The following is a 14,719-nucleotide window of genomic DNA, read 5'->3' on the forward strand; positions in this document are numbered from 1 at the left end:
AGAAACGAATAAAGAGACATGAAATGAAAGAAGCAATAATTGAGTGGAAGGATTTCTCTTTCCAGTATGAAACACAACAAGAACCGACCTTGCAAGGGGTGGATTTGACTATTTATAAGGGAGAGAAAGTCTTAATTGTTGGCCCATCTGGGTCAGGCAAGTCTACCTTGGGTCAGTGTTTGAATGGAATTATTCCCAATATTTACAAGGGTCAGATGTCTGGAGAATTTTTGATCAAGGGGCAAGCAGCCTTTGATATGAGCATCTACGATAAATCTCATCTGGTCAGTACAGTTTTGCAAGATACAGATGGGCAGTTTATCGGCTTGTCCGTGGCAGAGGACTTGGCTTTTGCTCTGGAAAATGATATGACAGGCTTGGATGAGATGAAGTCTCGTGTCAATAAATGGGCTGATAAACTAGATCTACTATCATTGTTGCGACAAAGACCGCAAGATCTTTCTGGTGGACAAAAGCAGAGAGTCAGTTTGGCGGGTGTATTGATTGATGAAAGCCCTATCCTCTTGTTTGATGAGCCACTTGCCAATCTAGATCCTAAGTCAGGTCAGGATATTATCGAATTGATTGACCAGATTCATAAGGAGGAGGGGACGACGACTCTTATTATCGAGCACCGTTTGGAGGATGTTCTGCATCGCCCTGTGGATCGGATTGTCTTGATAAACGATGGTTGTATCCTCTTTAATGGAAGTCCTAATCAATTACTGGAGACTGATTTATTGACACAAAATGGAATCCGGGAACCGCTTTATCTAACTACTCTCCGTCAATTGGGTGTGGATTTAGCCAAGGAAGAACAATTAGCAGATCTGGATAATATGTCTATCTCAAAAGGTCAGATTCAGTTGCAGAATGAACTGGCAAAAGGAACCCCAGAATTGCAGTCACTCTTTAAATTAGAGGATGTGTCTTTTTCTTATGATGATAGACCGATTTTAAAATCCATTTATTTAGATATTAAAAAGGGTGAAAAGATTGCTATTGTCGGAAAAAATGGAGCAGGGAAGTCAACCCTAGCCAAGGCCTTAAGTAGCTTTATTCAGACTGAAGGTCGCTATCTTTGGAAAGGACAGGATATCAAAGGAGATTCTGTTGCAGAGCGAGCGGAACGAGTAGGCTATGTGCTACAAAATCCCAATCAAATGATTTCAACCAATATGATCTTTGATGAGGTGGCTTTAGGACTTCGTTTGCGAGGTGTAGATGAAGAAAAGATCAAAGATCAAGTTTATGAAACTTTAAAAGTTTGTGGGCTTTATGAATTTCGGAATTGGCCTATTTCTGCCCTGTCATTTGGTCAGAAAAAACGTGTCACCATTGCTTCAATTTTGGTCTTGGGGGCTGAAATTATCCTCTTAGATGAACCAACTGCAGGTCAAGACCAGAAGAACTATACTGAAATTATGGACTTTCTTGAAGAGTTGCATCAAAAAGGTCATACCATTGTCATGATTACCCATGATATGCAATTGATGCTGGATTATTCTGATCGTGCTCTTGTCATGGTAGATGGGGAACTGATTGCAGATACTGATCCAGCCAGTCTGTTGAGCAATCCTGAGTTGTTAGTAAAAGCCAATCTAAAAGAAACCTCTATCTTTAACTTGGCCAAGAAACTAGACGTGGATCCACTTGCTTTAACGGCATTTTACAAAGAAAGGAGAGAAGAATGCAAGCTAAATTAATTGGTTACCAGCATAGAGATACTGTGATTCATCGCTTGTCAGGAGCTGGAAAACTTCTCTTTTTCATCCTCGTGTCATTGGCGGCCATGATTAGCTATGATACCAGACTGCTTGTTCTGATTGCCATCTTTTCGGTATTGCTCCTCTATTTGTCAGAAATCCGTTTTAAAGATGTTTCCTTTGTGGCCGTTTTTGCGACGGTATTTGCCGTTTTAAACGTCTTGATGGTCTACCTCTTTTCTCCCGAATATGGGGTTGGACTTTACGGAGAGAGAAGTGTGATTTGGCAGGGAATCGGTACCTACACTCTGACCAGTCAAGAGCTCTTTTATCTGCTAAATTTGGCTATTAAGTACCTTTGCACCATTCCTCTGGCTATTATCTTTTTGATGACAACCCACCCTAGTCAGTTTGCTTCCAGTTTAAATCAAATTGGTGTGCCTTACAAAATTGCCTATTCAGTCAGCCTGACTTTGCGCTATATTCCAGATTTGCAGGAAGAATTCTTTACCATCAAGATGTCTCAGGAAGCGCGTGGGATGGAATTATCCAAGAAAGCTTCTCTTATGCAACGAATCAAAGGCAATCTGCGCATTATCACTCCCTTGATTTTTAGCTCGTTAGAACGCATTGATACCATCGCGACAGCCATGGAACTTCGCCGCTTTGGAAAAGAGAAAAAACGCACTTGGTATAGTTATCAGGCTTTTAAAAAAGGAGACTATCTTACCTTGCTCTTGGCAGCCTTGTTTTTAGTAGCTAGTTTACTACTTATCTTGCAGAATCAGGGACGATTTTACAACCCTTGGAAATAGCTTGAAAAAATTGAAAAAATCAAGTCGTTTCTATTGACAATGATTCTGAAAGTGTTATACTAAGAAAGTAGTTTCGCTGATTTACTTCAAACCTGTTGTGAGGTAAGTTAACGATGCCTTAACCACGCTGTTTGCTGAGCTTGACTCCGGGCAGTGTGGCTATTTTTTTGCAATGGTAAAAGGAAGCAAGTCATGACAAATCACATTGTATTATTTGAACCCCAAATTCCACAAAATACAGGCAATATCGCGCGTACTTGCGCTGCGACCAATTCTCCCCTCCACATCATCAAACCAATGGGCTTTCCTATTGATGACCGCAAGATGAAGCGGGCTGGATTGGATTATTGGGATAAGCTAGAGATTTATTTTTACGACAGTTTAGAAGATTTCATGTCTCAGATGAAGGGCAAACTCTATCTGATCTCGAAATTTGCTGAGAAAGTGTATTCTGAGGTGGATTTATCGACTGATGAGGACCATTATTTTCTCTTTGGACGTGAAGACAAGGGCTTGCCTGAGGACTTTATGCGAGAACATCCTGAAAAGGCTCTCCGTATTCCCATGAATGATGAACATGTCCGCAGTCTCAATGTGTCTAATACCGTCTGCATGATTGTCTACGAGGCTCTTCGCCAGCAGAACTTTGTAGGTCTTGAGCTCGTTCATACCTATGAAGTGGATAAATTGAAATAAAAAATGAAAATGAACAAAATGCTTGCGCTTGCAAGCGTTTTTTGTTATGATAAAAGAGTCTTCAGGGCAGGGTGAAATTCCCGACCGGCGGTAAATTTGACTATCTATTTTAGCTTTTTCGTCGTTGTATTGTCTTGATATACTTAAGTATTATCTTCGACTGCGACGCCTAGATTAATCCAAAATATCTTAGCCAAATAAGTCCGCGAGCGCAAGCTGATGTGGTGAGATTCCACAACCGACAGTATAGTCTGGATGGGAGAAGACGAAAGAATAGCTTTGTCTGTTCTGATAGATTTATAGCTAAACTGTAACCGCTTGCTTTTGTTTTCTTTAATAGAGTGAGAGGGAACTTTTGGGATATAAAAAGTGAGAATAGATAGAGGAATCCTTTCTAACTTCTTCTGATTTTATAGAAAATTGGAGGAACCTGTTATGACAAACACACGTCGACTTTCGACCATTGCGATTTTATCAGCCATCTCATTTGTGCTGATGTACTTTGACTTTCCGCTTTTACCAGCGGCGTCCTTCCTCAAGATCGAATTTAGTATCTTGCCAGTCCTTGTGGGCTTGGTGGTCATGGATTTGCCTGCTGCTCTAGGAGTTCTCTTGCTTCGCTCACTCTTGAAACTGCTTCTTAATAGCCAGGGAGTGAATACTTACATTGGTTTGCCAATGAATATCGTGGCTTTGGGAGTTTTTGTCATCGTATTTGCTTTGATTTGGAAAAAGGAACGGACAACCCTTCGTTTCCTACTAGGTTCTCTAGCTGGAACTATTGGTTTAACCGTGGCTATGTTGGTTCTCAACTATGTTTACGCTGTTCCTTTGTACGCTAAGTTTGCTAACTTTGATATTGGAAAAATTTTGGGACTTTCCAACTACCTAATGACTATGGTGTTGCCTTTTAACTTGATTGAGGGTGTAATCTTTTCCGTTTCATTCTGGTTGTTGTATGTTCTCTTGAAACCAACCTTAAAACATTATGAGAGATAAACAAACATTTTTAATGAAGGGCAGTTTTGCCCTTTTACTTTTCGTTATTCTTGGCTACATGGTCAAATTTTACCCTGAAACGCTGGTCGGTTTTGACCAACCGATTCAGACTGCCGTTCGAGGAGACTTGCCAGATTACTTGACTATTCTTTTCCGAGCCATCACACGCTTGATTGATATTCCAGTGATTATCACTTGGGTTGTCATTACAGCTTTTGTCTTTTATCGTAAGCGGTGGAAGATAGAAAGTTTCTTCATGCTGGGAAATCTGGCTTTGGCAGGTCTTTTAATTGTGACCTTTAAAAACATCTATCAGCGCCCACGACCAGCTATCTTACATCTAGTCGAGGAGAAGGGATTTTCCTTCCCAAGTGGGCATTCTTTGGCTGTGACGCTGATGGTAGGGACTTTGATTGTTATTCTTAGTCAGCGGATTAAAGATTCGGTCTGGAGAAAAATCGTGCAAATCGTCCTTGCTCTTTACCTAGTCAGTGTGCTGGTATCAAGGGTCTATCTGGGAGTTCATTACCCATCAGATGTCCTTGCCAGTCTCTGTGTGGGCTTGGGAGTCCTATTTATTGAGTTTCCCTTCTATGACAAACTCCGCTTCCAATGGCGATTTAAAGGTAAGCAGAAGTGAGTATCAAATTCCCTTGAGAAGAAAGAAATGAAAGTCAATATAGCAGATCTTCATCCGACTCAACTATACTTATCAGAAAAGAAGTTACAAGATATCCATATGCTTTATCAGTCGGTAGAACTAAACAATGTTGATCCAATTAGTATTCTTGCATTTGGAAATTGCTTGTTGATTACAGATGGGCATCACAGGGCTTATCAGGCTTTATTGGCAGGTCGGGATACGATTTCTGCTGAGTGGGATAGAGATGGTGGTGATGAACTATATCATCTCTATGCGCAAGCTTGTGAGGAAAGAAAAATTTACTCTGTTCTGGATTTGAAAAATCATATCTTACCTCAAGATGAGTATGAAGCAAAATGGTATAACTGGTGTGAGGGTTTTAACCAAGCAGCAATTCTCTTATTGAAAAGGAAAGCTGATGAAACAGATTTTACAAATAGATAATTCACTACGTCTCGTTCCTTATTGTAAGGTCAATCATTGTGAGGAAGCTTTTGCTTGGTATCAGGATATGAACTTGGTTTACCTCGTAGATGGTATGAAGAGACCTTACAGTCAAGAAACTTTGGAAGCTATGTATTCCTATTTGGATCAGCATGGTGAGCTTTTTTGGATTGAAGTCAAGGAGAAGGGTGAATGGTTTCCAATTGGGGATGTTACACTATCTCAGGATAATCTCCCCATTGTAATTGGAAATCCCGCTTACCAACATCGAGGACTTGGAAAAAAGATCCTAAGTACTTTGATTGAATTGGCTCGAATAAAAGGATGGAAAGAATTGAGAGTCAAGGAAATCTACACTTACAATCATGTATCTAGGCGCTGTTTCAAGTCGCTTGGATTTATGGAAAATAGAGCAACAGAAAAAGGAACGAGTTTTGTATTGAAATTAGTCTAATCTAACTTGTTTTTTAACTAAAAATCTGATAAACTAAATAGTAATTGAATAGAAATCTGCAAGACTAGTAACTCAAGGGAAGTATATCAGGGAGGAGAGCCGTGACTGCAAGCTCTCTATATGAAATCTGGGTGAATTCACTTGCGCATGGATTTAGAAATGAAGGTCTGACTTGTCAGATGAAAACGGATGGTACCGCGTGTCAACGCTCCGAGTGGAGTTTTTGGCATGTGGTTTTCTTTTTGTCTGATAAGCTACTGATGGAGGAATTATGTCAACTATTGAAGAACAATTAAAAGCGCTTCGTGAAGAAACGCTGGCTAGCTTGAAGCAGATTACTGTTGAAAATGAAAAAGAGATGCAAGATTTGCGTGTCTCAGTCCTTGGGAAAAAGGGTTCACTTACTGAAATCCTCAAAGGGATGAAAGATGTCTCTGCTGAGATGCGTCCAATCATTGGGAAACACGTCAATGAAGCTCGTGATGTCTTGACAGCAGCCTTTGAAGAAACAGCTAAGCTCTTGGAAGGAAAGAAAGTCGCTGTACAATTAGCTAGCGAGAGTATCGATGTGACGCTTCCAGGCCGCCCAGTTGCGATTGGTCACCGTCATGTTCTCACACAAACCAGTGAAGAAATCGAAGATATCTTCATCGGTATGGGTTACCAAGTCGTGGATGGTTTTGAAGTGGAGCAAGACTACTATAACTTTGAACGTATGAACCTTCCAAAAGACCACCCAGCCCGTGATATGCAGGATACTTTCTATATCACAGAAGAAATCTTACTCCGTACTCACACGTCTCCAGTTCAGGCGCGTGCCATGGATGCCCATGATTTCTCTAAAGGTCCTTTGAAAATGATCTCACCAGGGCGTGTCTTCCGTCGTGACACAGACGATGCGACTCACAGTCACCAGTTTCACCAAATCGAAGGCTTGGTAGTTGGGAAAAATATCTCTATGGCAGACCTTCAAGGAACCCTTCAGTTGATTGTGCAAAAAATGTTCGGTGAAGAGCGTCAGATCCGTCTGCGTCCATCTTACTTCCCATTCACAGAACCATCTGTTGAGGTGGATGTTTCTTGTTTCAAGTGTGGTGGAGAAGGCTGTAACGTATGTAAGAAAACGGGTTGGATCGAAATTATGGGTGCCGGTATGGTTCACCCACGTGTCCTTGAAATGAGTGGTATCGATGCAACTGTTTACTCTGGTTTTGCCTTTGGTCTTGGACAAGAGCGTGTAGCTATGCTCCGTTACGGAATCAACGATATCCGTGGATTCTACCAAGGAGATGTCCGCTTCTCAGAACAGTTTAAATAATGATTAGAAAAGTAGAAATGACAGATGTTGAGGTGTTGGCTAAAATAGCCAAACAAACCTTTCGTGAAACATTTGCGCATGATAATACGGAAGAGCAGTTACAGGAATACTTTGAAGAGGCTTATAGTCTGAAAACTTTGTCAACTGAGTTGGAAAATCCTGACTCTGAAATCTATTTCATTATGCATGAAGAGGAGATAGCCGGTTTTCTCAAAGTCAACTGGGGAATTGCTCAAACTGAGAGAGAATTAGAGGACGCTTTTGAAATTCAACGCCTCTATGTGCTACAAAAAATAGTTTTTCTTGGGCTTGGCTAGGTGTTTGGGAGCATAATACAAAAGCTCAAGAGTTTTATAATCGATATGGTTTTGAAAAATTTAGCCAACATCATTTTATGGTTGGTCAAAAAGTAGATACGGATTGGTTACTGAAAAAGAAATTAAGGTAAGAAGAGGATTCTTCTATTGAAATGATAGGAAAGGAAAAGAACTAGAGTGACAACTGTCATTCTGGAAAACTAAATTATGCTTGTATCTTATAAATGGTTAAAAGAATTGGTGGACATTGATGTGCCATCACAAGAGTTGGCTGAGAAAATGTCAACTACAGGGATCGAAGTAGAAGGTGTGGAATCGCCTGCTGCTGGTCTCTCAAAAATTGTAGTTGGTGAGGTCTTGTCTTGTGAAGACGTGCCAGAAACTCACCTCCATGTTTGTCAGGTTAACGTTGGCGAAGAAGAAGCCCGTCAAATCGTTTGTGGTGCCCCAAATGTGCGTGCAGGCATCAAGGTTATAGTGGCACTTCCAGGAGCTCGTATCGCTGACAATTACAAAATCAAAAAAGGAAAAATCCGTGGTTTAGAGTCACTTGGAATGATTTGTTCACTTGGTGAATTGGGAATTTCTGACTCTGTTGTACCAAAGGAATTTGCAGATGGCATTCAAATCTTGTCTCAAGATGCAGTGCCAGGTGAGGAAGTCTTCTCTTACCTAGACTTGGATGATGAAATCATCGAACTTTCAATCACCCCCAACCGTGCAGATGCCCTTTCTATGCGTGGGGTGGCTCACGAAGTGGCAGCCATCTATGACAAGGCAGTCAACTTTAAAGAATTTACTCTTTCAGAAACTGACCAAGCTGCAGCAGATGCTCTTTCTGTGGGCATTGAAACAGACAAGGCACCTTACTATGCAGCTCGTATCTTGGACAATGTGACTATCGCACCAAGTCCACAATGGTTACAAAATCTTCTCATGAACGAAGGAATCCGTCCAATCAATAACGTAGTGGACGTGACCAACTACATCCTTCTCTACTTTGGTCAACCTATGCATGCCTTTGACTTGGATACCTTTGAAGGAACTGACATTCGTGTGCGTGAAGCGCGTGCTGGTGAAAAATTAGTGACTTTAGATGGTGAAGAACGTGACTTAGACGTGAATGACCTAGTCATCACTGTCGCAGACAAGCCAGTAGCCCTTGCAGGTGTCATGGGCGGGCAGGCTACAGAAATCTCTGAGAAATCTAGTCGTGTCGTTCTTGAAGCTGCAGTCTTCAACGGAAAATCAATCCGTAAGACCAGCGGTCGCCTGAATCTTCGTTCTGAGTCATCTTCTCGCTTTGAAAAAGGCATTAATGTGGCAACTGTTAACGAAGCTCTTGATGCGGCAGCTAGCATGATTGCAGAACTTGCAGGTGCGACGGTGCGTAAAGGAATCGTTTCTGCGGGTGAACTTGATACTTCTGATGTGGAAGTTTCTTCAACTCTTGCAGATGTTAACCGTGTCCTCGGAACTGAACTTTCTTATGCTGATGTAGAAGATGTCTTCCGTCGTCTTGGTTTTGGTCTTTCTGGAAATGCAGACAGCTTTACAGTCAGCGTACCACGTCGTCGTTGGGATATCACAATTGAAGCAGACCTCTTTGAAGAAATCGCTCGTATCTATGGTTATGACCGCTTGCCAACCAGTCTTCCAAAAGATGATGGTACAGCTGGTGAATTGACTGCGACACAAAAACTTCGTCGCCAAGTTCGTACCATTGCTGAAGGGGCAGGTTTGACAGAAATCATCACCTACGCTTTGACAACTCCTGAAAAAGCAGTTGAATTCACAGCTCAACCAAGTAACCTTACAGAACTCATGTGGCCAATGACTGTGGATCGTTCAGTCCTCCGTCAAAATATGATCTCAGGTATCCTTGATACCGTTGCCTACAATGTAGCTCGTAAGAACAAAAACTTGGCCCTTTACGAGATTGGAAAAGTCTTTGAACAAACAGGTAATCCAAAAGAAGAACTTCCAAATGAAATCAATAGCTTTGCCCTTGCCTTGACAGGCTTGGTTGCTGAAAAAGATTTCCAAACAGCAGCAGTTCCAGTTGATTTCTTCTATGCTAAGGGAATCCTAGAAGCATTATTTACTCGCTTGGGACTAGAAGTGACCTATACAGCGACATCTGAAATCGCTAGCCTTCATCCAGGTCGTACAGCTGTGATTTCACTGGGTGAGCAAGTTCTTGGTTTCCTTGGTCAAGTGCATCCAGTCACTGCCAAGGCTTATGATATTCCAGAAACTTATGTAGCTGAGCTCAATCTTTCAGCCATCGAAGATACGCTTCAATCTGCTGCTCCATTTGTGGAAATCACGAAATTCCCAGCAGTCAGTCGTGACGTTGCCCTTCTCCTCAAGGCAGAAGTGACTCATCAAGAAGTTGTAGATGCTATCCAAGCTGCCGGGGTGAAACGTTTGACAGATATCAAACTCTTTGACGTCTTCTCAGGAGAAAAATTGGGACTTGGTATGAAGTCAATGGCTTATAGCTTGACCTTCCAAAATCCAGAAGACAGCTTGACTGATGAAGAAGTCGCACGTTACATGGAAAAAATCCAAGCGTCACTTGAAGAAAAAGTCAATGCAGAAGTGCGTTAAAGTATCAATCCATCCTTCGGGGTGGATTTTTGCTTTTTGAATAACAATTCAAGATCAAAAATGGACAGTTGAGGAACAGAGAAGATAACTTGGAGTTTACCACTGTATAATGTACTTATAACCAAAAATACTCCAAGATTTTTTACCAAAATGAGGATAATAAAAATGGACAAAAATCATTGTAAAGGCTATCAAAAAAGAGTATAATAAGTGCAACATATTTCGGAGGTGAAAGATGCTAGAAGTAAGAAGTCTAGAGAAAAGTTTTGGACCCAAGCAAGTTTTGTTTGGTATTGACTTTCAAGCGCGACCAGGTCGTATTTTGGGATTAGTCGGGAAAAACGGTGCTGGAAAGACAACGATTTTTCACAGTATTTTGAAATTCCTAGAATATCAAGGAGAAATCAGTTTGGATGGTCAGGATATTCGTCAGGAGACCTATGCTCGGATTGGCTATCTGCCTGAAGAACGCAGTCTCATGCCTAAATTGACAGTCCTTGAACAAGTTCGCTACTTGGCGACTCTAAAAGGTATGGATGCCAAGGAGGTCAAGGAAAAACTCCCTCAATGGATGAAGATGTTAGAAGTGAAAGGAAAACTGACAGATAAAATCAAGAGTCTGTCAAAAGGAAATCAGCAGAAGATTCAGCTCATTATTACTCTGATTCATGAACCAGACTTGATTATCTTGGATGAACCTTTCAGTGGTTTGGACCCAGTCAATACAGAATTGCTCAAGCAAGTCATTTTTCAAGAAAAAGAGCGCGGAGCAACTATTATCTTTTCTGACCATGTCATGACCAACGTCGAGGAACTTTGTGACGATATTTTGATGATTCGAGATGGCCGTGTGGTCTTGCATGGACCAGTCCAGGATGTCCGCAATCAATATGGGAAAACGCGTCTCTTTGTTTCAAGTGAACGAAGTAAGGAAGAATTGGAAAACCTTCCTCATGTCAAACAGGTGAGATTGACCAAGCAAGGCAGTTGGAAATTAATCCTAGATGATGAGAGTGCTGGAAGAGAACTCTTCCCAATCTTGACTCAGGGGCAGTATATCGCAACCTTTGATCAACAAGCGCCAACAATCGATGAAATCTTTAAACTAGAATCAGGGGTGGAAGTATGAGAAATATGTGGGTTGTAATGAAAGAAACCTATCTTCGACACATCAAGTCGTGGAGTTTCTTCTTTATGGTGATTTCACCATTCTTGTTTATCGGTCTATCTGGGGGAATTGGCTATCTCCAAGGCTCATCAATGGCTCAGAGTGGCAAGATAGCAGTTATTAGCACTGTACCAGCTGTGACAGAAGGTCTCAAATCTACCAATGGTCTCAATTTTGACTACAAGGATGAAGCAAGTGCTCAAGCTGCTATCAAGGATGAAAAATTAAAAGGCTTTTTGACCATTGATCAAGAGGATAGTGTCTTGAAGGCAGTTTATCATGGCGAAACTTCCCTTGAGAGTGTTATTAAGCTAGGAGTGACGAGCAAGTTAAATGAGCTTCAAGCTCAACTCAATCGTTCGGCAGCTAATTTGTCGCAAGAGCAGGAAAAACGCTTGGAACAAACAGTTAACTTTACGGAGAAAATTGATGAATCCAAGGAAAATAAAAAAATGATTCAAACAATCGCGGCTACAGCGGTTGGAGCATTTCTCTATATGATTTTAGTTACCTATGCTAGTGTCACTGCCCAGGAAGTGGCTAGCGAGAAAGGAACCAAAATCATGGAGGTGGTCTTCTCCAGTATTCGAGCCAGCCATTATTTCTATGCTCGTATGCTTGCCTTGTTGCTTGTGATTTTGACTCATATCGGCATCTATGTTGTGGGTGGTCTCGCTGCCATTCTTCTCTTTAAAGATTTGCCATTGCTAGCTCAGTTTGGTATTTTGGACCATTTGGGAGATGCTTTCTCTCTAAATACCTTGCTTTTTATTTTAGTCAGTCTCTTTATGTACGTAGTTTTAGCAGCCTTCCTAGGTTCTATGGTTTCTCGTCCTGAGGATGCAGGAAAAGCCTTGTCACCTTTGATGATTGTGATTGTGATAGGTTTTGTTGGCGTCATGTCCTTAGGCTCTGCAGGGGATAATTTGATCTTGAAAATCGGTTCATATATTCCCTTTATTTCGACTTTCTTCATGCCATTTAGAGCTATTAATGGCTATGCAAATGGGTTAGAAGCTTGGGTTTCGCTTGCGATTACGATTGCTTTTGCAGTAACTGCAACAGTCTTTATCGGGCGTATGTATGCTAGTCTCGTTCTGCAAACAGATGATTTAGGTCCTTGGAAAACCTTTAAACGTGCCTTATCTTATAAATAGAAGAGCCTCGCGAAAGCGAGGTTTTTTAGAGATAAAAAGAGCGGAATTTAGAAAAATATTTTTCATATCTATTGACTTTTAGGGGTGAAATTTGATATGATAGTAGGCGGTATTGTTTACCCCATTTGAAAGGCCCCGGAACCTTCCAAATACTTTTCGATGGGAAGGAACACCCATCACCGTAAACAAAAATCGAACTATATATAGGAGAAATCATGAACAAAACAACATTTATGGCTAAACCAGGCCAAGTTGAACGTAAATGGTACGTAGTTGACGCAACTGATGTACCACTTGGACGTCTTTCTGCAGTAGTTGCTAGCGTACTTCGCGGAAAAAACAAACCAACATTTACACCACACACTGATACAGGTGACTTTGTGATTGTTATCAATGCTGAAAAAGTTAAATTGACTGGTAAAAAAGCAACTGATAAAATCTACTACACTCACTCAAACCACCCAGGTGGATTGAAACAAATCTCTGCAGGTGAACTTCGTTCTAAAAATGCAGTACGTTTGATTGAGAAATCAGTTAAAGGTATGCTTCCACACAATACTCTTGGACGCGCTCAAGGTATGAAGTTGAAAGTATTTGTTGGAGCTGAGCACACTCACGCTGCACAACAACCAGAAGTTCTTGATATTTCAGGACTTATCTAAGGAAAGGAACAATAAAGTATGTCACAAGCACAATATACAGGTACTGGACGTCGTAAAAACGCTGTTGCACGCGTTCGCCTTGTTCCAGGAACTGGTAAAATCACTGTTAACAAAAAAGATGTTGAAGAGTACATCCCACACGCTGACCTTCGTCTCGTTATCAACCAACCATTCGCAGTTACTTCAACTGTAGGTTCATACGACGTTTTCGTTAACGTTGTAGGTGGTGGATACGCTGGTCAATCAGGAGCTATCCGTCATGGTATCGCTCGTGCCCTTCTTCAAGTAGACCCAGACTTCCGCGATTCATTGAAACGCGCAGGACTTCTTACACGTGACTCACGTAAAGTTGAACGTAAGAAACCAGGTCTTAAGAAAGCTCGTAAAGCATCACAATTCTCAAAACGTTAATCAATACGATTATATCAACGTTTCAAAGCACTTTGCAAAAATTTTGCAAAGTGCTTTTTTGTCGATTTTTGAGCTCAAATAGCTTTGTGATAACCTTCTGATAACCTCTTCTAAATTTTTAAAATCATGATTTATTTTGCTTTATTGAGATAGTCTGCAAATTTGTCAATAGAGTTTTTCTCACCAGTTTTTGTGGTGTGAGTATAGACATCTAATGTCACCTGACTGCTTGCATGACCGAGACGTTTTGATGTATTAGAAGGATCGATTCCAATTTCAGACATAAGTGTTGCATGTGTATGTCTAAACCCATGTGGGCTAATTGGTTTTAATTTATGCTTTTTAATAATTCGATTCAGTACGTTATTAATGTAATCAGCATGCAAAGGTTCAATTTTGTCATTACTTGATATGTAAGAGAACATATATTCATCACTAATATTCAGATTTGTAAGAGGAAGCTGAGATTGTTCTTTCAGATAGAAATTTCTCCATTGCTTAATAATATCGATTGTCTCATCATCAAGATAGATTGTACGAACTGAAGATTCATTCTTTGTGCTCTTTTCAATCGCTTTACCGTCAATTCTTCCTAGACTTTTATCTATGTTTAAGAGATTGCTATCAAAGTCAATATCAGCCCATTTTAAAGCGTATAACTCTCCTTTTCGTAGTCCACTAAATGCAAGAAGTCTAAATAAAGCAAAATGTTTAAATGACTCAGTTTCTTTCACTATATCAAGGAAATGATGTAATTCCTCCAGTGACCAAAAATTATCTGATCTTGTCTTTTTGATTTTAGGCATGATAACATTCTTCATTGGATTGCGATCAATGTAGTTCATATTGATTGCAAAATCAAAAATTTTTGAGGTATAGGATTTTATCTGCTTGATATTTTTGAAAGTCTGAGATTTTTGTGTAATAAAATTTTGACAGTCTAAAGGACTGATTTGGTCAACACATTTATCGCCAAATACGGGTAGAATATGTATTCGATAGATATTCTTTGTTTGGGAAGAAGTTGTTTCTTCGACGGTACCAACATAGGCATTAAACCATTCTTGATAAAGTTCTTTATAAGTGACTTTGGGGTTAGGTTTGTCGGTACTTACTGTGGGGGCAACGACACCAGCTTCTAAACGAGCTTCGTACAATTTTGCCTCTTTTTTGGTTTTGAACCCTCTCTTTAAGTGCCTTTTTTTCTTTCCATAAGCATCTAAGCCAATGTAAAAGCTGACATAGTATAGGATTCCTTTTTTTGTTTTGTATTTGTGTATAGACATTTTTTCTCCGTATCTAAGTTTTCGGAGCTT

General features: G+C 40.5%; 14 protein-coding genes, 1 pseudogene and 1 riboswitch. Of the genes and pseudogenes, 14 read left to right on the forward strand and 1 reads right to left on the reverse strand.

Going from position 1 to position 14,719, the window contains the following annotated elements; genetic code table 11:
• The first annotated feature begins 23 nt into the window (after nucleotides 1-23).
• From HMPREF1117_RS04355 to rpsI, 14 genes and pseudogenes are all read left to right on the forward strand, one after another.
• Nucleotides 24-1,706, forward strand: coding sequence for an ABC transporter ATP-binding protein (locus tag HMPREF1117_RS04355; RefSeq protein ID WP_000656514.1), 1,683 nt, complete (start codon nucleotides 24-26; stop codon nucleotides 1,704-1,706).
• Nucleotides 1,691-2,521, forward strand: a complete 831-nt coding sequence (locus HMPREF1117_RS04360) for an energy-coupling factor transporter transmembrane component T family protein (protein ID WP_001148095.1) — start codon at nucleotides 1,691-1,693, stop codon at nucleotides 2,519-2,521. Before HMPREF1117_RS04355 ends, HMPREF1117_RS04360 begins: the two co-directional genes overlap by 16 nt.
• Nucleotides 2,522-2,713: 192 nt before the next feature.
• Complete coding sequence (locus HMPREF1117_RS04365) at nucleotides 2,714-3,217, forward strand: tRNA (cytidine(34)-2'-O)-methyltransferase (RefSeq protein WP_000181369.1); 504 nt, start codon at nucleotides 2,714-2,716, stop codon at nucleotides 3,215-3,217.
• Nucleotides 3,218-3,270: 53 nt separating this feature from the next.
• Nucleotides 3,271-3,488: riboswitch (FMN riboswitch) on the forward strand.
• 164 nt (nucleotides 3,489-3,652) lie between these two features.
• The gene (locus HMPREF1117_RS04370) at nucleotides 3,653-4,216 is read left to right on the forward strand and encodes an ECF transporter S component (protein ID WP_000185834.1); all 564 of its coding nucleotides are present in this window, start codon (nucleotides 3,653-3,655) and stop codon (nucleotides 4,214-4,216) included.
• Nucleotides 4,206-4,856 (forward strand): phosphatase PAP2 family protein, encoded by a 651-nt coding sequence (locus HMPREF1117_RS04375; RefSeq protein WP_007556347.1) that lies wholly within the window; start codon nucleotides 4,206-4,208, stop codon nucleotides 4,854-4,856. Before HMPREF1117_RS04370 ends, HMPREF1117_RS04375 begins: the two co-directional genes overlap by 11 nt.
• A 27-nt stretch (nucleotides 4,857-4,883) precedes the next feature.
• Entirely contained in the window at nucleotides 4,884-5,303 is a 420-nt protein-coding gene (locus tag HMPREF1117_RS04380; RefSeq protein WP_000867288.1) for a hypothetical protein, read from the forward strand.
• Entirely contained in the window at nucleotides 5,278-5,757 is a 480-nt protein-coding gene (locus HMPREF1117_RS04385; RefSeq protein ID WP_000809631.1) for a GNAT family N-acetyltransferase, read from the forward strand. Before HMPREF1117_RS04380 ends, HMPREF1117_RS04385 begins: the two co-directional genes overlap by 26 nt.
• Nucleotides 5,758-6,028: 271 nt before the next feature.
• Complete coding sequence (gene pheS, locus HMPREF1117_RS04390; RefSeq protein ID WP_000103749.1) at nucleotides 6,029-7,075, forward strand: phenylalanine--tRNA ligase subunit alpha; 1,047 nt, start codon at nucleotides 6,029-6,031, stop codon at nucleotides 7,073-7,075.
• Nucleotides 7,075-7,523 (forward strand): annotated as a pseudogene (locus HMPREF1117_RS04395) (GNAT family N-acetyltransferase). The gene pheS and the pseudogene HMPREF1117_RS04395 overlap by 1 nt, the downstream one beginning before the upstream one ends.
• Nucleotides 7,524-7,599: 76 nt before the next feature.
• Nucleotides 7,600-10,005, forward strand: a complete 2,406-nt coding sequence (gene pheT / locus HMPREF1117_RS04400; RefSeq protein WP_000961517.1) for a phenylalanine--tRNA ligase subunit beta — start codon at nucleotides 7,600-7,602, stop codon at nucleotides 10,003-10,005.
• Between the two features lie 235 nt (nucleotides 10,006-10,240).
• Entirely contained in the window at nucleotides 10,241-11,134 is an 894-nt protein-coding gene (locus HMPREF1117_RS04405) for an ABC transporter ATP-binding protein (RefSeq protein ID WP_000895281.1), read from the forward strand.
• Nucleotides 11,131-12,330 (forward strand): ABC transporter permease, encoded by a 1,200-nt coding sequence (locus tag HMPREF1117_RS04410; protein WP_001245387.1) that lies wholly within the window; start codon nucleotides 11,131-11,133, stop codon nucleotides 12,328-12,330. The genes HMPREF1117_RS04405 and HMPREF1117_RS04410 overlap by 4 nt, the downstream gene beginning before the upstream one ends.
• Before the next feature lie 215 nt (nucleotides 12,331-12,545).
• Nucleotides 12,546-12,992, forward strand: coding sequence for a 50S ribosomal protein L13 (gene rplM, locus HMPREF1117_RS04415; protein ID WP_001044624.1), 447 nt, complete (start codon nucleotides 12,546-12,548; stop codon nucleotides 12,990-12,992).
• An 18-nt stretch (nucleotides 12,993-13,010) separates the two neighbouring features.
• Nucleotides 13,011-13,403 (forward strand): 30S ribosomal protein S9, encoded by a 393-nt coding sequence (gene rpsI / locus HMPREF1117_RS04420; RefSeq protein ID WP_000075976.1) that lies wholly within the window; start codon nucleotides 13,011-13,013, stop codon nucleotides 13,401-13,403.
• A 131-nt stretch (nucleotides 13,404-13,534) separates the two neighbouring features.
• Here the strand turns inward: rpsI and HMPREF1117_RS04425 are convergent, their stop codons facing one another.
• On the reverse strand, nucleotides 13,535-14,689 hold the full coding sequence (locus HMPREF1117_RS04425) for a tyrosine-type recombinase/integrase (RefSeq protein WP_000022154.1): 1,155 nt from the start codon (nucleotides 14,687-14,689) through the stop codon (nucleotides 13,535-13,537).
• Between the last annotated feature and the right edge of the window lie 30 nt (nucleotides 14,690-14,719).

Origin of the sequence: Streptococcus sp. SK643, assembly GCF_000259505.1 — a bacterium.
Classification (GTDB): Bacteria; Bacillota; Bacilli; order Lactobacillales; family Streptococcaceae; genus Streptococcus.

Excerpts from the sequence above, each read along its gene's own strand:
- HMPREF1117_RS04365 (WP_000181369.1), top strand. The coding sequence starts at position 2,714 with ATGACAAATCACATTGTATTATTTGAACCCCAAATTCCACAAAATACA.
- HMPREF1117_RS04380 (WP_000867288.1), top strand. The coding sequence starts at position 4,884 with ATGAAAGTCAATATAGCAGATCTTCATCCGACTCAACTATACTTATCA.
- HMPREF1117_RS04405 (WP_000895281.1), top strand. The coding sequence starts at position 10,241 with ATGCTAGAAGTAAGAAGTCTAGAGAAAAGTTTTGGACCCAAGCAAGTT.
- HMPREF1117_RS04370 (WP_000185834.1), top strand. The coding sequence starts at position 3,653 with ATGACAAACACACGTCGACTTTCGACCATTGCGATTTTATCAGCCATC.
- HMPREF1117_RS04425 (WP_000022154.1), bottom strand. The coding sequence starts at position 14,689 with ATGTCTATACACAAATACAAAACAAAAAAAGGAATCCTATACTATGTC.
- pheT (WP_000961517.1), top strand. The coding sequence starts at position 7,600 with ATGCTTGTATCTTATAAATGGTTAAAAGAATTGGTGGACATTGATGTG.
- rplM (WP_001044624.1), top strand. The coding sequence starts at position 12,546 with ATGAACAAAACAACATTTATGGCTAAACCAGGCCAAGTTGAACGTAAA.
- HMPREF1117_RS04375 (WP_007556347.1), top strand. The coding sequence starts at position 4,206 with ATGAGAGATAAACAAACATTTTTAATGAAGGGCAGTTTTGCCCTTTTA.
- HMPREF1117_RS04385 (WP_000809631.1), top strand. The coding sequence starts at position 5,278 with ATGAAACAGATTTTACAAATAGATAATTCACTACGTCTCGTTCCTTAT.
- HMPREF1117_RS04355 (WP_000656514.1), top strand. The coding sequence starts at position 24 with ATGAAAGAAGCAATAATTGAGTGGAAGGATTTCTCTTTCCAGTATGAA.
- HMPREF1117_RS04360 (WP_001148095.1), top strand. The coding sequence starts at position 1,691 with ATGCAAGCTAAATTAATTGGTTACCAGCATAGAGATACTGTGATTCAT.
- HMPREF1117_RS04410 (WP_001245387.1), top strand. The coding sequence starts at position 11,131 with ATGAGAAATATGTGGGTTGTAATGAAAGAAACCTATCTTCGACACATC.
- rpsI (WP_000075976.1), top strand. The coding sequence starts at position 13,011 with ATGTCACAAGCACAATATACAGGTACTGGACGTCGTAAAAACGCTGTT.
- pheS (WP_000103749.1), top strand. The coding sequence starts at position 6,029 with ATGTCAACTATTGAAGAACAATTAAAAGCGCTTCGTGAAGAAACGCTG.